Below are 20995 nucleotides of genomic sequence, written 5' to 3'. Positions count from 1 at the left end.
AAGGGCGAGAGGTCGGCGAAAACCGAGGCGTGGATGCACGCAGGCCTCTTACTTGCACACGAGTTGGGTGAACCACTGCTCAGCAAGGCGCAGCCAGGCGAGCTGGCGCACATGAGGGGCAAGTGGAAGCAGGGATGGGCCAGCCGCTGCGCTGGGACACAAGTCGACTACTCGGTGGGGCGCAGTAAATCTACCGGCCGATCTCCGTCCGCAGCTTCTTACTGTTTCGCCCAGAGCTCCTACGATCTCGGCCGATAAGCGCATACTCGCACGCAACAAATGCCCGAATTTTTCTATTTAGTTACGCTTGGAGTCGGCTACTGCGCCGCATCCGCGCGGTCGCGGAGACTCGAAAGGAAGCCCGGTCATGCCGAAGAACGAGAGGTCGTCCCAGCCCTCGCACGGCGAGGGACCGAGCCGCCACAAGGGCGCCCACCAGCATGGCTGGGCGTCGGATGTGGACGAGACCCATCAGGAGGCCAACGACAGCGCGCACCGGTCCTACCATCCCGATGAGTACGCGCCGAAGCCCGGCCCTGGCAGGAAGGTCTCCAAGGAGGAAACCGAGGAGGTCCCCGGCAACACAGTCAAGAGCACACATCGCCCAGGTCAGGAACGCGCCGGGAAATCCGGCGAGAGCGGCATGCACGACACCGGCCCCAGGGGTCGGTCCCAACGCCCCAGCGGCACCCGGGACGCCTCCGCATCCACAGGGGTCGACCCGCAGGAACCGCGCTCCGACTCCGACTGAACCCACCGACCCCGAACGGCGCCGTCCCTGGCGAGCCGCCGAGCCGACGCCAATCTCGCGACACCACCAAGATCCGAAAGTGACGCGGTGGTGCGGAGCGCGCAACCTGCTTGTCGCCGAGCCTGACGTCGAGGTCTGACGCTCCCTGGCTTCTGCGGACTTAGCGTGGTTGTGCGCGGCAAATTCTCGGAGCACGCCATGATCGTCATCTTGGGGCTCGTCATCCTGATCGCCGCGGTAGTCGTCGCCGTGGCCGGCGTTCTCACTAACGCCGGCAGCGCACACCAGCTCACCGACGGCTTCTCCGTATTCGGATACCACGTGACCGGTTCCATATCAAGCTCGTTCTCACCATCGTCGCTTGATTGGACACAGCCACGCGCACCGGGGCTGCGGCGCCAGGAGCCTGTCCCCTTGCCGCGGACCACTTCCGAGGCGACCTCGCCCAACTTGCGGTTGGTCCGCTGGGATGGTGCGAAGCAGCGACGTGAGAAAGGGCGAGGGTGCTGACCACACAGAACCTTCCCGTGAGGGGGTCCGGGCCAATCCCCAGTGGGCCGGATCCGGTGCCACACGACCCGCAGCGGCCGTCCGTACCAGGCCCCAGCGAACCTCAGCCAGACGCGGCGTGAGCGCGACACCTCACCGATTGCGGCCTCAGAGTGATCGGCGCAAGGTGGATACGTCATCCCCCAGTGAAGGGCACAAGCGTCATGGGTAAGGCAAAGGCGAAGGCCAAGCAGGTCAAGGGCAAGCTGAAGGAAACCGTCGGCGGTGCTACGGACAACAAGGGCATGCAGGCAGAGGGCCGCGGCGAGCAATTGACGGGCAAGGCCCAGGAGACCGCGGCAAAGGCGGCTGAGCGGCTGAAGAAGTCCGGACGGTAGGACCTGCATTGTGGGCCACGTACCCGGGGCGACCTCATCCGGGTTTCACGGCCGCCGGGGCGCGGCTTGGTGCTGGCCTCGCGGGCCGGCACCAGGCGTCAGGTTTCGCTGCTCGGTGAAAGTTCGCTGACGTTCGGCGGTTTCGGGCGATTGCATCGCCGGGTCGCCGAGGCTGATTGCCTCACCTGGTTTTCATCCTGCCTCCCATTGAGGAAAGTGCCGCCGTATCGACTCGGGGTTACCTCCTTGAGCCGAGTGGTGTCGTGACGCGCCCCACCGTGCGTTACCACCTTGCGGTGGTCGCTCAGAAGGCCATGACGATGCAGCAGTTGTGCCAGGGGCGGTTCCGGCTCCTCGGCTCCGACGAGAACCTCAACGAGCACGTGGTGGGCACGCAGGGACTTCTCCGCCCAGTCGAGGGAGGGCTGCTGATGGTCACCGTCGACCTGAATCAGGGCGATCTCCGTGAAGCCCGCCTCGGCGTAGGCACGCACCGCCTCGACAAAGATGCCGACGTCGTCACCGCACGGGATGGAATCCGCGATGTCGTCCGGCCGCACGAACTGGGAGGCTGCCCGCCCTGCGTGATCTCTGAAAGTCGGTCGCGACATTGAAGTTCCTCCAGCCTCCGGGTGTCTACGCGCCACAGGAAGACACAGCCATGCTGGTATCCGCTCTGCGGCGCGAACATCTGTCACCCGGAGCGGAGGTACTCGACGTGGGTACCGGTACCGGCGCAGTGGCGATCGCCGCCGCCCGCTACGGCGCCGCCCGCGTGACCGCCATCGACACGTCGGCCGCGGCGGTGTTCACGACACGACTTAACGCACTGCTGTCCGGGTATGCACGGGTGATCCGGACCAGCCGCGGCGACTTGACGGAGCCTGTGACCGGCTTGAGATTCGACCTGGTGCTGGCGAACCCGCCGTACGTACCGTCCGCGAACGCTCGCATGGCCCATCGCGGTATTGCTCGAGCCTGGGAGGCGGGGATCGACGGCCGGGCGGTGCTCGACCAGCTCTGTGCCAAGGTCCCCGCTCTACTGCGCCCCGGGGGCGTGCTGCTCGCGGTCCAGTCCGCGCTGAGCGGCCCGGCGATGACCGCAGCGCGGCTGGCTGAAGCCGGACTGGACGCCATCGTGACCGACCGCCGGTCAGTTCCGTTCGGGCCTGTCCTGCGTGAACGGGCCGGCTGGCTGGAGGCTCAGGGCCTGATCGAGCCCGGCCAGGACAAAGAGGAACTGGTGGTGATCCGTGCAGAACGGCCGCACTGAACCCGAATCGGCCCCTCGGGCACCTGCACGGCACGTCATGCAGGAGCCGGGCGGACCCATGCTCGTGGAGGGGCCCGTCGAAGTGGTCCAGAAGGACGGCACCCTTGTCCGCTCGGACCGTCCTGTCGTCGCACTGTGTACCTGCCGACGAAGCCTCATCTTCCCTTGGTGCGACACGAGCCACCGAGGCCGGAAGAAGCCGAAAACCCCACCGCCGACCTCAGAGCGGCACACGGAGTGAGGACTCGCCGCCTCGCCACGCGCCGAGCAACTGCTCCCCGAGCCGGCCTTCCAACCATCCGGTGGCCGCGATACCAAACGCGACGTCCGGTGCCAGATCCGGCTCCTCCTGGAGCAGGCCGGCGACGACCTCATGCCGTACCAGTTGCTCATGCACGGCGTCGGCCTCCACATGCTCCGCGTAGAAGTGGACCGCAGCAGGCCCGGCACCGGCCCGCTCCAACGCCTGAGCGAGGCGCCGCGACGCTGGTGGCGACGTGATCTCCACCGAGGCGAAGTGACCGACCAGCGCACCACGGTGTGAGCGGTGGAGTCCAAAGAGCGACATGAGGTTGACGGTCGCGAGCATCTGCCGCGATCCGGCGTCGAGGTAGTGCCCGTACGAGGTGTCCAGGTGGAGATCCGCCATCAGATCGGCGAACAGCTTCGAGTGGACCTGTTCCGCCCGTCCCGCTCCGAATTCGTCGTACTCCACAGCGGCCATTCCTGCCTTGGCCCGGCCCGTCAGGCGCGGAATCACCCACACGTGCGGATCGGCCTCCTTGAGGTGGTAAAGCGAGCGGTGTGCGGCGTACTCGCGCAGATGCCACAGCTCGCCCTCGTCCCGCAGAAAGTACGACGGGCCCTCGGCGTCCACCGGCTCCAGAACGAGTTCCTCCAGCGCGCTGCCGACATCCTCCGCCATCGGCACATCAGCGCGCAGAGCCGCCAGGAACCCACGCTCCAGCTCGGCACGCACCCTGAGCAGTTCCGGATCCCACTCCCAGGCGCCGTCCACACCGTCGAAGCCGCGGTAGTGCAACTCGTAGCAGAGGTACAGGGCGAGCTGCAGGTCATCGCCGTACGGGTCGCCGCCCGCTACCAGGGACGTGTCCGGCAGCCTGCGCCGACCCGGTTCCCGGCCGAGCGCCTCGATCAGGGCGGCAGACACCTCACCCCGGGTCTCCGGCAGCTTCATGGTCCTTCCTCTCCTCGGCCCGTCGGCTCGTTCCGTGGGGGCACCGCGAGGGAGAAGGAGTGCCCGGCGGGGTCGGCGCAAGCGAACGCCTCGCAGCGCACCGCCGGCCTTCGCCTCCATCGGCATCCCGAGACTCACCCCTTCTCGTTCCGCCTCGTCCGGATCACCGTGTGCGACGAGTATCCGAAGATGCGCCTGCCGGGCGTCATCCGGCCGCAGCCGGCCGGGAGGGTCGTAGCCGTGGTCCCGGCGGATTGCCAGGTGCACGCCTTGTGGCCGACAAGTTCCACAAAATCAGGATCGCTCACCACCTGGATTTCCGCATCGAGCAGTGACGCGTAGAACCCCGCCAGGGCTTCGGGCTCCGCGCAGTCCAGAACGAGGACACTTGTCTTTGTAACGGACATGTTCTTTCGGGTACCCGCCGAGGCTCGGAACACACTGGCGACGGCCAGTGCTTACGGGGACAGGCTCGCGTCGTCGAGAACCACCTGGCTTTAGCGAGCAGTAGTCCACTGGGAAGAGGACGACGAGGAGAAAGGAGACGAAGAAAAGGAGTGAGTGGAGGCACCGGTAGGCCCCACAGGCATGATGACATCCCGCCCGAGACTCCCGCAGCCACCAGAGTGGAACGGAGCCGACGCCTGTTTGGAAATCGGCCGCACATGGCAAACCGCTCATCATGCGGCTTTCAGCGGGGTATACGAAATTCGCGGTTCTCGCTCCAAGCATCGGCACGGTGAAAGTGGCGGCCGTCCGCACCGAGGACCTCTTTCTGAGGTCCCTCGACGCGCTGGGCCGCCTGAACCCGGATCCACCGGCATGACGCCTGTGGATCGTTCTTCCGGAAACGAAGAAGTGCCTTGTGCCCTGCGATGATGGGGTTTCTCTAGGGCCACATCAGGCACGATCGGCAAGGCACTTCCGAGATGCAATCTTCCCATGCCGCGACGGCTGTCTCATCCGCGTTCGATGACCCGAACCTGATCGCGTACGGCGGGCTGGAGCCGGTGATGCGGCTGGCCGAGCGGTGCGGTCTGCCAACTCTGGCCGACGAGCTCATCAGGCTGCCCGCATCGAAGGACGGCACCGGCGCCTTCCCAGCGGCGAAACTGATGTCACTGGTGGGCGGCATGGCCGCGGGCGCCGACAGCATCAATGACATGGACCGCCTGCGGCATGGCGCGATGGGCCGCCTGTTTGCCGGGGTCCGGGCCCCGTCCACGCTGGGATCGTTTCTACGCTCCTTCACACACGGGCATGTGAAGCAACTCCATGCCGTGGACCGACCGGGCGGGGTTCACGGCGGTTGCCCAGCAGGCCGCGTGGGAGCGGACTTCGGCCAGGACCTTGCCGCACAGGTTGGACCAGAGGGTACTGGTGGGCCGTCGGCGAGGTACCTGCTGTGCAGGCCCTTCTCCAACGGCCCCCAGCCCGAACGACGCATGCGACTTGTCACCGCACGTCGCTCTCCAGTGATTACTCCGTGAGTGCTGAGACAGGCTTCTTGCCGTGGATGCCCGCGTGACAACTTCCGCAGACCACAAGGGCTTTGCGGTGCCTCGCGGCCATGAGATCTGCCCACGGCGGCCGGGTTCCCGATCTTCCGAGGTCCGCGAGCCTGGCGACGTGGTGAACTTCCACCGCGTCGACGCGCCCGCATGACTCGCACCGCCCGGCGAGAAGCCGGGTGACCAGCTCCTTGCGTTTGATGTTGACCGGGGCCAGCCGACGGTCGGTGATGACCGTCTTCTTCTCCCGCCGCAGCGGGATCCCGCCGAACCGTCCAACCAGTGGCTTCCTGCCGACGCGTTCGACGCGTGCCTCGAAGCACTTGCGTAGCCCGTGCGGTGTCTCGATGGTCGCCGCGTACTTGCGGGCCATTTTCGACACCGACGAGCGGTGCTTGTTGGCGAGCGTCATCAGCATCGAGGTCTCCATGACCCATTGCAGCCGGGCGAGTCGAAAGACGTCGCCGGCCATCAGGTAGTACTGGACGATGCCGCGGTACTCCGACCCGTAGGTGCTGAGGATGACGTGGTCGTCTTGGTTCAGCAGTTCGGGCCGACGCGCGGGTTTACCGCGCTCCATGTACTGGGCCTGCTTGGCAGATACCACCGAACGAGGGACGCGCAATCTGATGACCCCATTGACGGAGCGCCGTCCGCCGGTGATCTTGCGGTCGTTGTGGTGCACGGTGATGTCGTAGCCGAGGAACCTCGCTGCCTCGGTGCGGGCATGCGTGATGAGCGTCTTCTCCGGCGACAATTCCAACTTGAGTTCGTCACGCAGGAATTGCGCCAGACGCTCCTTGATTTCCTCGGCTTCTACCTTCGGTCCGGCGAACCCGAGCAGGGTATCGTCGGCGTAGCGCACATATCGCAGCCTCCGGTAGCCGGGATCCTGAGTATCCTGGCTGGGAATACTGCGGAGTTGCTTGCGTAGATCCCGCACTTCGGTGCGGTCACCGCGCTTGCGGGCGCGCCGCATAGCGTTCCACACCTCGAAGAAGGCGCGGCTCGGCTTCCTGATCCTGCCCCGGGTGTATTTCGGGATCAGAACCTTCTCGACAAACTCGTCCAACTTGTGCAGGTAGATATTTGACAAGATCGGTGAAACAACTCCGCCTTGCGGGCTTCCGCTGTGCGTCGCGTTCCAGATCCAGTCCTCCATGTATCCGGCCTTGAGCATGTTGTGCACCAGGTGCATGAATCGGTTGTCGTGGATTCTCTCGCCCAGAATCCGGAGCATGACCGAATGGTCAAGCCGGTCGAAACACTGGGCGACGTCTCCCTCGATCAACCAGACTGTCCCCGTCCAGGTGTTGGCCACATCACGTAATGCGGTGTGGCAGCCCCTGCGGGGACGGAAACCGTGAGAGGAGTTAGAGAACGTCGGCTCGTAATACGCCTCAAGCAACAGACGGATCACCTCGCCGACGAGCTTGTCACTCCAGGGAGGCAGGCCGAGCGGACGCAGCTTCGTGCTGCCCCGACCCTTCGGGATGTAGACCCTGCGAGCTGGGCTCCATCGATAACGCTCGTGGCGCAGCGCGTCGATGACGTGCTCGATCTTACCCAGCGACATGCCGTCCACGGTCTCCCCGTTGACCCCAGGTGTCATTGATCCCTTGTTGGAATACAGACGCCCGTAGGCCAGCAGATACAACTGCGGATTGAAGAGCTGTCGATATAGTTCGTCGCACAGCAGGCCACGCCTGCCGCGTTCGCGGAGGACACTCAGCACCGTTTCGGCGCTCTGCATTACGCATACCTCCCGAGTCTTGAGTGCCCGATCACCTGGCCCCCTTCGCCCGATGCGGACGGCTTTCCCGTCCTCCTTGGCCGGTCGTGACTCCGGCGACTACTACGGGGCCTCCGTCGCCATAGGAAGATCTCTTCCATTAGGCGATCCCATGTTCGTCCTTGTCGTACGTTCTAGCGTGGTTTAGGTGCCCCACTCATCCCCTTGAATGCCCTCGCTGGGCATCGCTCCGCACTCCGGAGGTTGCGTCGACCATGGCATAAAGCCGTCGCAGGGTGCGGCGTCGGTGTCAGGCATCTTTCCGACGGATTCGACCTTCAATCTTCTGGGGATTAGGGTTCAGGCAATCCAGCTTTCACCTTGCCACGCGGGTCCCTCGACGCCCCGTCCCTAATGCCTGAGCCCAGCCGTCGATTTCCTGGCATGCTACGGTCCCATCACCGTTTCCGGATTAGGTAAGCCATCGGACCCAAGAATCTCCCTCCAAATTCATCCCGACTGAATCGGGGATAAGACAAGACGCCTCATGGCGCACTGCCACCGGTCGCTGACCTGCACCGCTTCGGGCAGAGCCTGGCGAATGGCCTCAGCGTAGGTGGCGGAGCCGTCCCGGCACACGTACTCGACCCCGGGATGCTCGCGCAGCCAGGTGACCAGGGTCGGGGCGGTGCGGTCGGGCAGGACGTCGATCCGCTCGCCGGTCTCGGCGTCGATGATCACGGTGGCGTAGCGGTGCCGGCGCTTGAGGGCGAAGTCGTCGACGCCGATCACCCGCGGCACACGTGGCGGTGGTGTCCGCAGGCGCGTGAGCAGGCGCAGAGCCGTCGAACGAGAGATGCCGCAGCCCCAGGCACGGGACAGGCGGGCACCCGCCCGGCCAGCTAACTCCTTGACTACGAAGCCGAGTTGGCGGACCAGGCGTGGGGTACGGCGCTGGTAGCGCTCCACCAGGCCCGGCACCTGTTCGCGGAAGGTCTGCCGCGGACATCCCAGCACCGGGCAGACCAGACGCCGAACCCGCACCGACACCACGACCCGCCGCCCGTCCACCGGCACGTCCACGAGCGTCCGGCCGTGCAGGCCGTGCACCTTGGCCGTCGGCGCCCCGCATGCCGGGCACGGCACCGGATCGTCCCGGGTCCGCGCAGACACCCGGATGACCTCGCCATCGTCCTGTACACCCTCGACAACGAGGGCTGACAGCCCCGAAAACACCACACTCACAAGCTCGTTGACATCACTCACACCAGAACAACGACGGCCGTCACCCTTCGTTACCACCGATTACGGGACAGAGCCGATTACGGGACAGAGCCGTTGACCGTACAGACCCCATCATCGGGTGCTGAGAAGGAGGCCGGACGGGGACGAAGGGTCTGACCTACGCCCCCGGACGCATGTGGATGCCCCACGGCTCCCGCCGTGGGGCATCCGGTGAGTTCCCAGACCGTGCCGAGCCGGGCGGTGGGCCTCTCCGCCGTCCCCGCGGAGAGCTCCGGACGGCCCGGGACGGCCGGCGTCCTCAGCCGCTGACGCTCTGCGCGTGCCCGAAGAAGTTCCCCGGGTCGTAGGAGCGTTTCACCTCGGCCAGCCGGGCATAGTTCTCGGCGTGGTAGGCCGTCTGCCAGTCGTCCACGTCGGGGTTGGGAAAGTTGAGGTAGGTCCCCCCGGTAGAGAGCGGGTCGATCACCTCGTAGGCGCGGGCCGGCCATACCTCCGCCGCCCGCACCTCCTCGGGGCTGGGAGACGGCGTGAACAGCAGAGAGGCACAGGCCACAAAGAATTCCGCGTCCCGGTGGACATACGCGGTGTCGCTGCGGCCCACTTGGTTGGCCACACCGCCGAGTGCCATGAAATAGAGGTTGCGGCCCTGCCCTTCCCGGAGGTCGGCGCCGAAGGCCTCCAGGAGTTCCTTGGCCGCGGCGGCGCCCGTCGGGTGTCCCAGCAGCCTGGTCCGCTCATGCATGAACGGCTGGCGCGGAAGCACCGCTTCGGGACTGGTGCCCTCCCGGTGGCACTCCTTGACGGTGATGGTCTCGCAGCCGTACACGTGCTTCATCGCCTGGTCGTAGGGGAGTTCCTCCACGGTCCGGAGCAGCGGAGCGACACCGACGACAGCGGCGAGTTCGTCCAGGGCCGTCCCGATTTCGGTCTCACTGCCGTGGTAGCCGCCGTTGATCTGTACCATCGGCTCGTCGTCGGCCGCCCCGTCGAGGACCAGGATGCTGAGGACCGACCCGAGGTCGACCGAACCGCGCGAGCACCATTCCTGCCACTCGGTCACCACTTCGAGGGCCTTCTCCCAAGGCCACATGGTGTTGAAGTAGACCATGGTGGGCGCGTCGATCGGAGCCACCTCGAACTCGACGACTATGCCGAAGACACCGCCGCCTCCACCCCGTATCGCCCAGTAAAGATCAGGGTGTTCGGTGGCGGAGACGCGTATCTCCCGGCCGTCGGCGAGCACCACCCGCGCCGCCACCACACGGTCGCTTCCGATTCCGAACTTCCTTGTCTGGAGGCCGATTCCACCTCCGGAGAGGTAGCCGCCCGCGCACACCGTCGGACAGGTGCCGGTAATGATCTGCTTGCCGTGCCGGGCCAGTTCGGTCAACGCGTCGATCGACTGCGCACCCGGTCCGATACGTATCGTCGAGTGGCCGACCTTTATCCCGTTCAGGCGGGACACATCGATGACGATGCCCTCGCCGGTGGACCAGCCGGCCAGGTTGTGACCGCCGCTGCGAGGCCGGACGGGGATGCCGTGCCGACCCGCGAAGCGGACGGTGGCGCTCACGTCCGCGGCCGACTCGCAGTAGACGATCGCCCGCGGGGATATGAAGTCGAAGTATTCGAGAATCCCCTGCTTGGCAAAGGCGTATCCCTCGTCGGAGGGCAGGACGACGGTCCCCCTGACCAGGCCGGTCAGCTCGTCCCAGCGGACCTTCCCGCCGACCCCCTGTCCGGTGGTCGCGAGGTCTCCATTGCGAAGACGCGATTCTTGGTTCACAACACTCCTCCAGGCTGTACTGCTGAACTCATCTGAAACATAGGAACGTTAGGCCCGGACCGCTGAGGGCCGACACCCTGGTACACCCCAGAGGATCAGCGGGGTGCGGGTCGCGAGCGGCTGAGTTCACCGGCTCTCGTCGCCGGGACTCTTCACCGGATCGTGCGAGCGGTGGTACCGGCGGCGGGGGCCACCGGTACCACCGCGCTCGGAACGGTCAGCCGGCGCGGTTGTCGGCGATGTCGCGCTGGAGCAGGGCCGCCGTCCCGTCGTCCGGCACGGCGGCCGGTGCCGGTACCGGTGCGGCCGGCTTGCGCAGCACGATGGCCGCCACCACCAGGCCCGCGACGACGATGCCCGAGGCCACGGCGAAGGCCAGGTGGTAGCCCGACACCAGGGAGGCCGCGGTGTCCTGACCGTCAGCCGCCGCACTACGCGTCCGGGAGGCCGCCAGGGTCGCCAGCACCGCCAGTCCGAGGGCCCCGCCCACCTGCTGCATCGTGTTGTTGATGCCGGAGGCCAGCCCGGAGTCCTCCGGCCGGGCGCCGGACATCGCGAGTTGGACGAGGGCCGGGAAGGCCAGACCGCCGCCAATACCCAGCAGAAGCAGCGCCGGCAGTACGTCGGAGACGTAGTGGCCGCCGACGGGTGCGCGACCGAGCAGAGCGAGACCGACCGCGATGCTGGCCAGGCTGGGGATTAGTACCGCCTTCATGCCGAAGCGCATGTTGAGCCGCGGCGAGACGATGAGTGAGAAGAGCCCGATCGCGACGGCCACCGGGAGGAAGGCGAGACCGATGTTCAGCGGGTTGTAATTCAGGACGTACTGGAGGTAGAGCGACCCGAGGAACAGGTAACCGAACATGCCCGCCAGCATCATGGCGAGCACCAGGTTCGCCCCCGCCAGGTTCGGGGTCTTGAGGATCGACAGGGGCAGGATCGGCGTCTTCGCCTTCGCTTGGCGTGCCACGAAGGCCGCCAGCAGCACGACGGTCACAGCACCGAAGCCCAGCGTGTGTTGATCTTCTCCAGTTCGGCCCTCGTGGGGCGGAGCGATACCCACTTGTAGCGCATTCCACGCTTCTCGGCCTCGTTCTCGTCCAGGCCGGGATCGAGCACCGCGCTCAGCAGCAGTCCGCCGGGCCGCAACGAATCGAGCGACCGGGGGCCGTAGGCTCCGCCCACCAAGTCGAACACCACGTTCACCGCGCGGGCGGCCTGCGTGAAGTCCGTTGTCGTGTAGTCGATGATCTCGTCGGCGCCGAGCTCATGCAAGAACTCGTGCTTGCCCGCGCGCGCTGTAGCGAGCACGAACGCCCCTTTCTCTTTAGCCAGTTGGACGGCGATGTGACCGACTCCACCCGCCGCCGCATGGATCAGGATGCGCTGCCCGGGCCCGCAGTCCGCCTCCTCGACCGCAGCGAGAGCGGTGAGGCCGGCCACCGGCAGCGCGGCGGCCCGGACGTGGTCGAGCTCGTCGGGTTTCGGAGCCAATCCGCCTTCCTGGACGGCGACGTACTCCGCGTAGGTGCCGATGAACTGGACGCCGTACACCTCGTCGCCGGGCTGGAAGCGAGTGGCTCCCCGGCCGACTGCCTCGACGGTTCCCGACAAGTCGGATCCCAGGGTGAACGGCAGCGGAGCGGCCTTCGCCACTCCGGTACGGAGCTTGGTCTCGCCGAAGTTCACCGAGGCCGCCCGCACCCGGACGAGCACCTCGCCGGGGCCTGGCTCGGGCCGGTCCGCCTCGATGCACAGGCGCAGCGAACGCTGCACGAGTCCTTCGGCGACCGGTTCGTACTCGGCCTCGGGATCAGCCACCCTTGGTTCGTGGAGAAGATCCGCGGACTGTCGTTCGGCCCGCGCGTGCCCACCATGCGCGACTACCTCGACCGGATGGACGCCACCCCGTTCGGCCCGCCCGGGGCGCCGAAGCAGCACCCGCGGGTGATCGGTGCCGTCGGCACCAAGATGCTCGGGCTGGCGGCCGAACGTACCTCCGGCGCCGTGCCTTTCGGCATGCCGGTCGAGCACACGGCGCGCGCCCGGGCCCGGATGGGCCCGGATGCGTTCCTGGGGGTGTTCCAGGCCGTGCTGCTCGGCCCCCAGGACCGGACGACGCGGGAGAAGGCCTGGTCCCACGTGGCGGAGTCGCTGCCCAACCGGGCGGACATGCTGAGCGGACTCGGCTACTCGGTCGACCTCGCGGGCCCTGACGCCGAGCGACTGGTCCGCTCTCTGGTCGTCCGGGGCGGCCGGGACGAGATCGCCACCCGGGTCAGGGAGCACCTGAACGCGGGTGCCGACCACGTCTCGCTGTCCGCGATCGGCACCCGGCCTGATGTGCTGCCGCACCACCAGTGGCGCGAACTGGCCGGCCTGCTCGACTGACAGGCCGGCCGCCGCCGGTCGATCATTGTGCCGGCAACCAGCGAAGGTACGAACCGGAGGCACGTGATGGGTAGGAGCTTCTGGTCTGTCATTCTCCGGGGGCTTCGGAAGGTCGTGCCGGACTGGGAAACGCTCGGCCTGAGTTGGGGGTCGCTCTCCGTCGGAGCCTGACCCTCCCACGATCCCCCCGGCGCCGACCCCGTAGCCCCGCCGTACGCGGGACGCGCGACGGCGGGAGCCGACGGGAAGGTGGTGCTGCTGTCCCGGTCCAAGGCCGCTTCGGCCCACTGGGTCCAGCACCGTGCCCGACCGTGGATTCCCAAGCCCGTCAAGCGCGTGTTGTGTGCCGGCGGTGCGGCGTCATGCGCGGGCCGGCTCTGCTGCACGGGCTGCACGGGCTGCGCGGGCTCCGGGACCGGGACGGTCTGCGCGGTCTGCGGCGCTGGGACCGGAACCGCGACCGGCTGCGCGGGTTGCGGGGTGTGCACGGGCTGCGGGGTATTCGTGTCACTGGCGTCGCTCACTCGCTCCAGGTTGGTGAGCGGCCTGTCGGCTCCGGGTCAGGGGGTCGCCGCGGAGACGACATACACGACAGGGTTCATCGGATCGGTCATGTTCACGGTGATGTCCTGATCCGGCCGCGGGTCCTTGTTGGTGTGCTTGGTTCCCGCCCACTGGATGTCCGGGGCGAAGCTCCAGCCCGTGATCTCCTGGTCGCGGGAGCCGATGCTGACCTTGCCCGTCGCCAGCTCGGCGCGGCCGCTGCCCATCCGGCTCAGGAACCGGTCGAGCCCGGCGGACGTGGTACGGAACTCCACGTACAGGCGGCTGGTCTTCCAGTTGTTGGTTTCGTAGTACTGCACGTCCAGCGCGTTGCCGGGCATCGGCAGCTCGAAGATCCGGCGCTGCACCCGGGACGGCCAGCCCTCCCGGAGCCCCTGCGCGGAGGCCTCGGCCTCCTTGTTCTGGCCGGAGCGGCGGCTCTGGCCCGCGGAGATCAGCAGGTAGCCGGCCGGGATGCCGATGAGCAGCACGATGATGGTCGCCGTGACGAGACGGCGGCGGATCATCCGGCGCCGGTCCTGCGGCGGCCTTGTGTCGTCGGGCGGCGAGGACGGGCGCGGCAGGACGGGGTGCTCGGCTGTGGTCATGTCTGTGGAGATCCCTAGGAGGTGCGAGTGTTGCGCGTGATACGGATGGTGCTCGCGGCCTGGTCGTAGATCTGCGCGTACCGCTCGTACCGCTCGACGCGACGACGGTTGGTGCGGCGGAATCTGCGGGCCACCAGCCGGGCCAGGTCGGCGGCGCCGACCATACCCGCCTCCGGGCCGAGCTGCGCCTTCGCGATCCGGGCCTCGGGGCGGTAGCCGCGGCCGGTGAGGTGACGCTTGAAGGCGTCCCTGGCGGGGCCGATCAGCAGGTCGTCGGCGGCGCTGACGCCGCCTCCGATGACGAAGCAGGAGGGGTCGAGCGCGGCGGCCAGATTGGCGATGCCGACGCCGAGCCACTGCCCGATGTCCTGGAGGAGCTCGACGCACATCGCGTCGCCCTCGCGGGCCAGTTCGGTGATGAGCGGCCCGGTGATGTCGGGGATGTTGCCGTTGACCCGCTCGATGATGCCGTGCGCCACCGGGGAGTCGGCCGCGGCCAGCTCCTTGGCCTCGCGGACGAGGGCGTTGCCGGAGCTGTACTGCTCCCAGCAGCCGCGGTTCCCGCACGGGCAGCGGTGCCCGCCGGGCACCACCTGCATGTGGCCGAACTCACCGGCGACTCCGTACTTGCCACGCTTGACCTGGCCGTCCTCCAGGATCGCGCCGCCGATGCCGGTACCGAGCGTGATCATGACGAGGTGGTCCTCGCCGCGGCCCGCTCCGAAGCGCCACTCCGCCCAGGCGGCGGTGTTGGCGTCGTTGTCGACCATGACGGGAACGACGAGGCGGGAGGCGAGGGCGTCGCGCAGCGGTTCGTCGCGCCAGGCGAGGTGCGGGGCGAACAGCACCTTGGAGCGGTCCGCGTCGACCCAGCCGGCCGCCCCGATGCCGACGGCGTGCACGTCGTGCCGGTCGGACAGGTCCAGGACCAGCTCGACGATGGTGTCCTCGACGACCTTGGGGCTCTTGGACTTGTCCGGCGTCTCGGTGCGCAACTGCTCCAGGATGTTGCCGTCGGCGTCGACGACGCCGGCCATCACCTTCGTACCCCCGATGTCGATGCCGACGGTGGGTACCCGCGGCGCCGTGAGGTGCGAGCGCCGCTCCCGGGTGCCCACGGTCCGCAGGACGGTGGCGCGGGCGGAGCCGCGGTGTGTGAGGTCGCGGTACGTGCTCATCGTCCCTGCGGGGTCTGGGGGGCCGGAGCGGAGCTCCCGGCGGCGGACGGCGCCCGTCGGGCTCGATTCTGCCACTGCCGGGGGCCGTGCGGTCGGCGGAACCTTCGGCCGGGTCGGTGCCGGTCCGGGCTACTGCGGGTCGTCGGTGACCGGGTGGCCGCCGAGATGGGTCGGTCCCGGGGCCCGCTCCAGCTCGTGGCCGAGCTCCTCCAGCTCGCTGCCGCCCGCCATCTGGCGGGTCAGTTCGTCCAGCGTGATGCTCGACCGGGTGTGGCTGCCGGCCATGGCGCCCCGCTTGAGCAGGACGAACCGGTCACCGACGAGATACGCATGGTGGGGGTTGTGCGTGATGAGGACCACGCCGAGACCGGCGTCGCGGGCGGCCGCGACGTACTTGAGGACGACCCCGGACTGCTTGACGCCGAGCGCGGCGGTCGGCTCGTCCAGGACGAGGACCTTCGCGCCGAAATACACGGCCCGCGCGATGGCGACGCACTGGCGCTCGCCGCCGGAGAGCGTGCCGATCGGCTGGTCGACATCGCGCAGGTCGATGCCCATGCGCAGCAGCTCGGAGCGGGTCGTCTCGCGCATCAGCCGTGCGTCGAGACGCTTGAAGGGGCCCGCGCCGGTGGTCGGCTCGGAGCCGAGGAAGAAGTTCCGCCAGACCGGCATCAGGGGAACGACTGCCAGGTCCTGGTAGACCGTGGCGATGCCGCGGTCCAGCGCGTCGCGCGGGTTGGCGAGGGTGGTTTCCTCGCCGGCGATGAGGAAGGTTCCCGCGTCGTGCCGGTGCAGCCCCGCGATGATCTTGATCAGGGTGGACTTGCCTGCGCCGTTGTCGCCGAGGACACAGGAGATCTCCCCCGCGTGGACCTCCAGCGAGACGTCCTGGAGCGCCTTGATGTTGCCGTAGAACTTGCTGACGTGGTCCAGCTCGACGAGCGCCCGGTGGGGCGTCTGCCCGTCGGCCGGTGCCTGGGGGGCCGTCATGTCGTCGCCTCCGCGCGCTTGCGTACCCATGCGTTGAGCAGGGTGGCCAGGAGCAGCATGGCTCCGAGGAAGAACTTGAACCAGTCCGCGTTCCACTCCGCGTACACGATGCCCTTGCTGGTCATGCCGAAGATGAAGGCACCGACCGCGGAGCCGATCGCGGAACCGTAGCCGCCGGTGATCAGGCAGCCGCCGATGACGGCCGCGATGATGTAGATCAGCTCGTTGCCGACGCCCTCGCCGGACTGCACCACGTCGTACGAGAACAGCAGATGCTGCCCGGAAACCCAGGCGGCGAAGGCGACCCCGAGGTAGAGCCCGATCTTGGTACGGATCACCGGGACGCCGACCGCGCGGGCCGCGTCGGCCTCGCCGCCGACCGCGAAGATCCAGTTGCCGAAGCGGGTGCGGAGCAGGATCCAGGTGGCGATCGCGACGAGCACGGCCCACCACAGGATGGTGACCTTGAACTCGACGCCGCCGATGGTCCACTGCGAGGCGAAGACCTGACGGGCCGATTCGAAGCCCTCCATGTCGCCGATGGACTTCGTCGACACCGTCCCGCTGATCAGCTTGGTGAAGCCCAGATTGAGGCCGGTCAGCATCAGGAACGTACCGAGCGTGATGATGAAGCTCGGCAGTTTGGTACGGGTCAGCATGAATCCGTTGAACGCCCCGATGGCCAGCGTGACCAGCAGCGACACCAGGACACCGACCCAGACGTTGGCCGTCATCTGGTAGCTGAACATCGACGAGATCAGCGCGGAACTGGTGACCAGGACACCGGCGGAGAGGTCGAACTCGCCACCGATCATCAGCAACGCCACCGGCGCGGCCATGATCCCGATGGTGGAGGCCGCGTACAGCACCGTGCCGAGGCTGGAGGCGCGCAGGAAGCTGTCGGCGACGATCGAGAAGAAGATGAAGACGGCCGCGGCGCCGACCACCGAGCCGAGCTCGGGGCGGCCGAGCAGTCTGCGCAGCGGTGAGGTGCGCAGCAGCCGCTCGTCGGCCGCGGCCGGGGCGGGTGGGCCGGTGACGGTGCTCATCGGGTCCCCCGCCGCGTGTATTCCGCCAGCTCGGCGGCGTCCTTCGAGGTGATGATCTGCGGTCCGGTGAGGACCGGGCGGCCGCCGCCGAGCACATTGCCGTTGAAGCGGTACAGCCAGAGCAGGTCGACGGCCTCGTACCCCTGGAGGTAGGGCTGCTGGTCGACCGCGAAGCCGAGGGTCTCGTCCTGGAGGGCGGCGGCGACCTTCGCGTTCAGGTCGAAGGTGTCGATCTCGGCCTTGCTGCCCGCGGTCTTCTTCGCCTTGACGGCGGCGTCCGCGAACGGCGCCCCGAGGGTGACGACCGCGTCGATGTTCTTGTCGGCCTGGAGCTTGGCCTCGATGGACGCCTGGACGTCGGGCATGTTGGTGCCCTCGACGTAGAGGTTCTGCATCTGCCCGTCGAACGTCTTCTTCGCTCCGGCGCAGCGCTGCTCGTGGCCGACGTTGCCCTGCTCGTGCAGGATGCACAGGGCCTTCTTGCGGCCCCGTGCGTTGAGCTCGTCGCCGACCGCCTCGCCCGCGATGGACTCGTCCTGGCCGATGTGGGTGAGCGCGCCGAACTGCTTGGACTCCGCGGAGCCCGAGTTCACCGTGATCACCGGGATGCCGGCCTTGGTCGCCTTGGCGACGACGTCCTTCATCGCGTCGGGCTTGGCGAGCGTGACGATCAGCCCGTCGACCTTCTGGTCGATGGCGGCCTGGACGAGCTGGGCCTGCTGCTGCGCCTCGTCGTTGTGCGAGTACAGGAACTTGATGTTGTCCTTGACGGCCGCCTGCTTCGCACCGCTCTGAACGATGTCCCAGAAGGTGTCGCCGTCGCCCGAGTGGGTGACCATGGCGAAGGTCCAGCGGGGCGTGGTCACCGCGGACCGGCCCTCGGCGGCAGCCCGGGCCGCGCGCTCCTCCGCCCGCTTGCCGCCGGTGCTGCTGCATCCCACGAGGGAAGCCGCCAGCACCGCCGCAAGCACGGCGCCCATCGCACGTACCCCTGTCCGAACCCTTGCCACGACGCCATGCCCTTCTTGTGCTGCTCGCTGTGCTCTTTGGTGTGGCCGGGGACGATTCACGCCCTGCCCGGCTGGCCAAGTATCCCCGAGCCGCCGACGGCGCCGCCCGGCAGGGGCGGGGCGGGTGCGCGGGCACCGGGTGTGCGCGGCGGTGCGCGGGAGGGGCATCGGGTGCCGCGCGCGGTGTGTTCGTCCGGCTCCGGTACGTCGTCGGCGGTGACGATCGCCGGGCCGGTGAGCACCGGCCTTCCGCCGCCGATGACGTTCTTCATCCGCGGGGTGGCGGCCGCGGCGATCAGGGTTGCCGCCTTGCGAGAGGTACGCATGGTGGGTCCGCCTTCTCTCCCGGCCGCCCGAGTGCGGCTGGATGAGTTCTAGCGCCGGCGGTACGAGACGTCAACGGGGCCGTGAGGCCGTCGTCACCGTACGAGCAGCTGGAATTCGAAAAAGTAGCGCGAGGCCCGGTAGACGTGGGAGCCGAACTCGACCGCGCGCCCGGTGTCGTCGAAGGTGGTGCGCTCCATCGTCAGTACGGCGGCCCCTTCCGTCTCGGCGAGTCCGGCCGCCTCCTCTGCGGTGGCGAGCCGGGCGCCGACGGTCTGGCGGGCGCTGTGCAGGGTGATGCCGGCGCCCCGCATCATCCGGTAGAGACCGGTGGTCTCCAGCCGTGCGGTGTCGAGGTCGACGATCCCGAGGGGTACGTGGTTGCGCAGGAGTGCCAGCGGCTCGTCGTGCGCGTACCGCAGCCGTTCGACGAGGTGTACGTCGGTCCCCGCCTCGATTCCGAGGGCGTCGGCGATGTCGGCTCCGGCGGGTTCGACGGTGTTGCGCAGGACGCGGGTCGTGGGGTGCCCGCCCGCCGCCTCCAGGTCGTCGTACAGACTGCTCAGTTCGAGCGGGCGGCGGACCCTGCTGTGCACGACCTGGGTGCCGACGCCGCGGCGGCGGACCATCAGGCCCTTGTCGACCAGTGACTGGATGGCCTGGCGGACGGTGGGCCGGGACAGGCCGAGCCGGGCCGCGAGCTCGATCTCGTTGCCGAGGAGGCTGCCGGGGGCGAGCCGGCCCTGCGCGATGGCCGCTTCCAGCTGCTGGGCCAGTTGGTAGTACAGCGGAACCGGGCTGGTGCGGTCCACGCCGAGTTCGAGCGCGGCAGGGTCGGCGGTGGGTTCGGGCACGCGTGGAGGGTAACCCCCGCATCAGAGCCTCGGGTAGTCAGGTCGTTCTGTTGTCCGGACAGCATGAACACCGAACAAGCCGCCTGTTGTCAGGACATATGGTTGACAGCGCAGTCCGAGGGCGTCACGTTGGGTCCATGCGCATCGGACTCATCGGCACCGGACGGATCGGTTCCTTCCACGCGGGCGTGCTGGCCCGCCATCCCGAGGTGGGCGCCCTGGTGGTGACGGACACCGACCGGGCGCGGGCGGCAAAGGTCGCGGACAGCGTCGGCGCGACGGCCGCGGACAGTGCCGCCGAGGTGTTCGGCGCGGGTGTGGACGCCGTGGTGATCGCCTCGGCCACGTCGGCGCACGCGGAGCTGATCGGGCAGGCCGCGCGGGCGGGGCTGCCCGCGTTCTGCGAGAAGCCGATCGCCCTGGACCTGCCGGGAACGTTGAACGCGCTGCGTGCGGTCGAACGGGCGGGAAGCGTCCTCCAGCTGGGCTTCATGCGCAGGTTCGACGCCGGGTACAGGGCGGCGCGCGCCGCCGTGCGGGCGGGATCCCTGGGCCGGCTGCACACCGTGCGGGCGATGACGATGGACCCCGCGCCGCCGCCCGCCGCGTATCTGCCGCTCTCCGGGGGGCTGTACCGGGACTGTCTGGTCCATGACTTCGACATGCTGCGGTGGGTGACGGGCCGTGAGGTGACCGAGGTGTACGCCACCGGATCGGACGCGGGGCCCGAGATGTTCCGGGCGGCCGGCGACGTCGACACGGCGGCGGCCCTGCTCACTCTCGACGACGGCACCCTCGTCACGGCGACGGCCACCCGCTGCAACGGCGCCGGTTACGACGTACGGATGGAACTGGCGGGCGAACTCGGCCAGATCACGGTCGGCCTGGACGACCGTACGCCGGTCACCTCGGCCGAACCGCGGGGCCCCGCCGCACCGCACAGCCCCTGGCCGGGCTTCCTGGAACGGTTCGGCGCGGCGTACGAGGCGGAACTGGACGCGTTCGTACGGGTGGTGCGGGGCGCGCTGCCCAATCCGTGCGACGGCCGGGAGGCGTGGTACGCGCTGCTGATCGCGGAGGCGTGCGAAGTGTCCCGCCGCGAGCGGCGCCCCGTGGAGATCGCGGAGATCGCGAAGATCGCCGGGGGCACCGCCGCCCGTCCGGCGGAGACGGCCCGGCCCTCCTCGTGACCCGGCGGCGGACCGGGCGGTTCAGGAGGACGACGTGGCGGACAGTACGGTGCCCTGCGCGACCGCGCAGAGCGTCCGCACTTCGTCCTCCCCCGCCGCGAACAGCTCACAGCGGACCACGGCCTGACGGCGGCCGGTGTGCACGACGTCGGCGTAGGCGATGAGAGTGCGGCCTGTGGCGGGCCGGATGTACTGGATGGAGAAACCGCCGGTCAGTACGGCCGGGCCGAGTGTCGTCCCGGCGGCGAAGGTGATCGAGTTGTCGGCGGCGTAGGCCAGGACCCCGCCGTGCAGAAAGCCGTTCTGCTGCTGGAGTTCCTGCCGGATGTCCACTTCGAGGGTGGCCGCGCCGTCCCCGAAGGCGGTGATCCGCGCCCCGACGAGCCCACTGAACGGCTGGCTGTCGAGAACCTTCTGCGCCATCTGCAAGTCAAGTCCGGTCATGACAAAGGCTATCAGGCCGGTCGGACCTGCC

The 20995-nt window shown here is 68.3% G+C and carries 18 protein-coding genes and 6 pseudogenes; 8 read left to right on the top strand and 16 right to left on the bottom strand.

All coding sequences use genetic code 11. The features are described 5' to 3' along the window. The first annotated feature begins 367 nt into the window (after positions 1 to 367). The 3 genes and pseudogenes from OG936_RS29760 to OG936_RS29750 form a co-directional block, all read left to right on the top strand. Positions 368 to 751 (top strand): hypothetical protein, encoded by a 384-nt coding sequence (locus OG936_RS29760; RefSeq protein ID WP_406498872.1) that lies wholly within the window; start codon positions 368 to 370, stop codon positions 749 to 751. 713 nt (positions 752 to 1464) lie between these two features. Beyond that, entirely contained in the window at positions 1465 to 1638 is a 174-nt protein-coding gene (locus OG936_RS29755) for a CsbD family protein (RefSeq protein ID WP_383064781.1), read from the top strand. Positions 1639 to 1901: 263 nt separating this feature from the next. Further along, positions 1902 to 2030: pseudogene (locus tag OG936_RS29750) on the top strand (LLM class F420-dependent oxidoreductase); the annotation flags it as partial. A gap of 3 nt (positions 2031 to 2033) precedes the next feature. Here the strand turns inward: OG936_RS29750 and OG936_RS29745 are convergent. Then, positions 2034 to 2213, bottom strand: a pseudogene (locus tag OG936_RS29745) (LLM class F420-dependent oxidoreductase); the annotation flags it as partial. A gap of 35 nt (positions 2214 to 2248) precedes the next feature. On the opposite strand from OG936_RS29745, the gene OG936_RS29740 reads away from it, so the two are divergent. Further along, positions 2249 to 2911: a HemK2/MTQ2 family protein methyltransferase gene (locus OG936_RS29740; protein WP_406498871.1), complete on the top strand. Its 663-nt coding sequence runs from the start codon at positions 2249 to 2251 to the stop codon at positions 2909 to 2911. A 37-nt stretch (positions 2912 to 2948) separates the two neighbouring features. Next, positions 2949 to 3152 carry a CDGSH iron-sulfur domain-containing protein gene (locus tag OG936_RS29735; protein WP_406498869.1) on the top strand — a complete coding sequence of 68 codons (204 nt, stop codon included), beginning with the start codon at positions 2949 to 2951 and terminating at the stop codon, positions 3150 to 3152. Here OG936_RS29735 and OG936_RS29730 read toward each other — a convergent pair. Continuing rightward, entirely contained in the window at positions 3132 to 4109 is a 978-nt protein-coding gene (locus OG936_RS29730) for an iron-containing redox enzyme family protein (RefSeq protein WP_406498868.1), read from the bottom strand. The two genes, OG936_RS29735 and OG936_RS29730, sit on opposite strands and share 21 nt — an antisense overlap. Next, a pseudogene (locus tag OG936_RS29725) lies at positions 4106 to 4516 on the bottom strand (VOC family protein). Before OG936_RS29725 ends, OG936_RS29730 begins: the two are co-directional and overlap by 4 nt. Before the next feature lie 522 nt (positions 4517 to 5038). Between OG936_RS29725 and OG936_RS29720 the strand changes: the two are divergent. Then, a pseudogene (locus tag OG936_RS29720) lies at positions 5039 to 5392 on the top strand (IS1380 family transposase); the annotation flags it as partial. 196 nt (positions 5393 to 5588) lie between these two features. On the opposite strand, the gene OG936_RS29715 reads toward OG936_RS29720, so the two are convergent. The 5 genes and pseudogenes from OG936_RS29715 to OG936_RS29695 all read right to left on the bottom strand — a co-directional run bounded on the left by OG936_RS29715 (position 5589) and on the right by OG936_RS29695 (position 12204). Next, the gene (locus OG936_RS29715) at positions 5589 to 7373 is read right to left on the bottom strand and encodes a reverse transcriptase domain-containing protein (RefSeq protein WP_406498867.1); all 1785 of its coding nucleotides are present in this window, start codon (positions 7371 to 7373) and stop codon (positions 5589 to 5591) included. Between the two features lie 537 nt (positions 7374 to 7910). After that, positions 7911 to 8588 (bottom strand): annotated as a pseudogene (locus tag OG936_RS29710) (ISL3 family transposase); the annotation flags it as partial. 307 nt (positions 8589 to 8895) lie between these two features. After that, on the bottom strand, positions 8896 to 10383 hold the full coding sequence (locus OG936_RS29705; protein ID WP_406498865.1) for an FAD-binding oxidoreductase: 1488 nt from the start codon (positions 10381 to 10383) through the stop codon (positions 8896 to 8898). A 217-nt stretch (positions 10384 to 10600) separates the two neighbouring features. After that, entirely contained in the window at positions 10601 to 11380 is a 780-nt protein-coding gene (locus OG936_RS29700; protein WP_406498863.1) for an MFS transporter, read from the bottom strand. Further along, positions 11377 to 12204, bottom strand: a complete 828-nt coding sequence (locus tag OG936_RS29695; protein ID WP_406498861.1) for an NADP-dependent oxidoreductase — start codon at positions 12202 to 12204, stop codon at positions 11377 to 11379. The genes OG936_RS29700 and OG936_RS29695 overlap by 4 nt, the downstream gene beginning before the upstream one ends. Positions 12205 to 12213: 9 nt before the next feature. Here OG936_RS29695 and OG936_RS29690 point away from each other — a divergent pair, with 9 nt between their 5' ends. Further along, positions 12214 to 12774, top strand: a complete 561-nt coding sequence (locus tag OG936_RS29690; RefSeq protein WP_406498860.1) for a hypothetical protein — start codon at positions 12214 to 12216, stop codon at positions 12772 to 12774. A gap of 560 nt (positions 12775 to 13334) precedes the next feature. Here OG936_RS29690 and OG936_RS29685 read toward each other — a convergent pair. The 7 genes and pseudogenes from OG936_RS29685 to OG936_RS29655 form a co-directional block, all read right to left on the bottom strand. Continuing rightward, on the bottom strand, positions 13335 to 13925 hold the full coding sequence (locus OG936_RS29685) for a hypothetical protein (protein WP_383754619.1): 591 nt from the start codon (positions 13923 to 13925) through the stop codon (positions 13335 to 13337). Between the two features lie 14 nt (positions 13926 to 13939). Continuing rightward, entirely contained in the window at positions 13940 to 15103 is a 1164-nt protein-coding gene (locus OG936_RS29680; protein WP_406498858.1) for an ROK family glucokinase, read from the bottom strand. 129 nt (positions 15104 to 15232) lie between these two features. Further along, positions 15233 to 16093: an ATP-binding cassette domain-containing protein gene (locus tag OG936_RS29675; protein ID WP_406498856.1), complete on the bottom strand. Its 861-nt coding sequence runs from the start codon at positions 16091 to 16093 to the stop codon at positions 15233 to 15235. Beyond that, complete coding sequence (locus tag OG936_RS29670; protein WP_383754613.1) at positions 16090 to 17142, bottom strand: ABC transporter permease; 1053 nt, start codon at positions 17140 to 17142, stop codon at positions 16090 to 16092. Before OG936_RS29670 ends, OG936_RS29675 begins: the two co-directional genes overlap by 4 nt. After that, entirely contained in the window at positions 17139 to 18122 is a 984-nt protein-coding gene (locus OG936_RS29665; RefSeq protein WP_406498854.1) for a sugar ABC transporter substrate-binding protein, read from the bottom strand. The genes OG936_RS29670 and OG936_RS29665 overlap by 4 nt, the downstream gene beginning before the upstream one ends. A gap of 197 nt (positions 18123 to 18319) precedes the next feature. After that, positions 18320 to 18418, bottom strand: a pseudogene (locus tag OG936_RS29660) (sugar ABC transporter substrate-binding protein); the annotation flags it as partial. Positions 18419 to 18571: 153 nt separating this feature from the next. Then, complete coding sequence (locus OG936_RS29655; protein ID WP_406498852.1) at positions 18572 to 19330, bottom strand: GntR family transcriptional regulator; 759 nt, start codon at positions 19328 to 19330, stop codon at positions 18572 to 18574. Positions 19331 to 19467: 137 nt separating this feature from the next. Between OG936_RS29655 and OG936_RS29650 the strand changes: the two genes are divergently transcribed. Further along, on the top strand, positions 19468 to 20520 hold the full coding sequence (locus OG936_RS29650) for a Gfo/Idh/MocA family oxidoreductase (protein WP_406498850.1): 1053 nt from the start codon (positions 19468 to 19470) through the stop codon (positions 20518 to 20520). Between the two features lie 21 nt (positions 20521 to 20541). On the opposite strand, the gene OG936_RS29645 is transcribed toward OG936_RS29650, so the two are convergent. Then, positions 20542 to 20964, bottom strand: a complete 423-nt coding sequence (locus tag OG936_RS29645) for a PaaI family thioesterase (RefSeq protein ID WP_406498848.1) — start codon at positions 20962 to 20964, stop codon at positions 20542 to 20544. Positions 20965 to 20995 lie beyond the last annotated feature (31 nt).

This window comes from Streptomyces sp. NBC_00846 (genome assembly GCF_045207325.1).
Lineage (GTDB): Bacteria > Actinomycetota > Actinomycetes > Streptomycetales > Streptomycetaceae > Streptomyces.
This window is presented reverse-complemented; position numbering and strand designations above follow the sequence as displayed.

What these genes read in the sequence shown, in the direction of transcription:
- OG936_RS29760 (WP_406498872.1), top strand. Translation starts at nt 368, where the DNA reads ATGCCGAAGAACGAGAGGTCGTCCCAGCCCTCGCACGGCGAGGGACCG.
- OG936_RS29755 (WP_383064781.1), top strand. Translation starts at nt 1,465, where the DNA reads ATGGGTAAGGCAAAGGCGAAGGCCAAGCAGGTCAAGGGCAAGCTGAAG.
- OG936_RS29735 (WP_406498869.1), top strand. Translation starts at nt 2,949, where the DNA reads ATGCAGGAGCCGGGCGGACCCATGCTCGTGGAGGGGCCCGTCGAAGTG.
- OG936_RS29730 (WP_406498868.1), bottom strand. Translation starts at nt 4,109, where the DNA reads ATGAAGCTGCCGGAGACCCGGGGTGAGGTGTCTGCCGCCCTGATCGAG.
- OG936_RS29715 (WP_406498867.1), bottom strand. Translation starts at nt 7,373, where the DNA reads ATGCAGAGCGCCGAAACGGTGCTGAGTGTCCTCCGCGAACGCGGCAGG.
- OG936_RS29685 (WP_383754619.1), bottom strand. Translation starts at nt 13,925, where the DNA reads ATGACCACAGCCGAGCACCCCGTCCTGCCGCGCCCGTCCTCGCCGCCC.
- OG936_RS29680 (WP_406498858.1), bottom strand. Translation starts at nt 15,103, where the DNA reads ATGAGCACGTACCGCGACCTCACACACCGCGGCTCCGCCCGCGCCACC.
- OG936_RS29675 (WP_406498856.1), bottom strand. Translation starts at nt 16,093, where the DNA reads ATGACGGCCCCCCAGGCACCGGCCGACGGGCAGACGCCCCACCGGGCG.
- OG936_RS29670 (WP_383754613.1), bottom strand. Translation starts at nt 17,142, where the DNA reads ATGAGCACCGTCACCGGCCCACCCGCCCCGGCCGCGGCCGACGAGCGG.
- OG936_RS29665 (WP_406498854.1), bottom strand. Translation starts at nt 18,122, where the DNA reads ATGGGCGCCGTGCTTGCGGCGGTGCTGGCGGCTTCCCTCGTGGGATGC.
- OG936_RS29650 (WP_406498850.1), top strand. Translation starts at nt 19,468, where the DNA reads ATGCGCATCGGACTCATCGGCACCGGACGGATCGGTTCCTTCCACGCG.
- OG936_RS29645 (WP_406498848.1), bottom strand. Translation starts at nt 20,964, where the DNA reads ATGACCGGACTTGACTTGCAGATGGCGCAGAAGGTTCTCGACAGCCAG.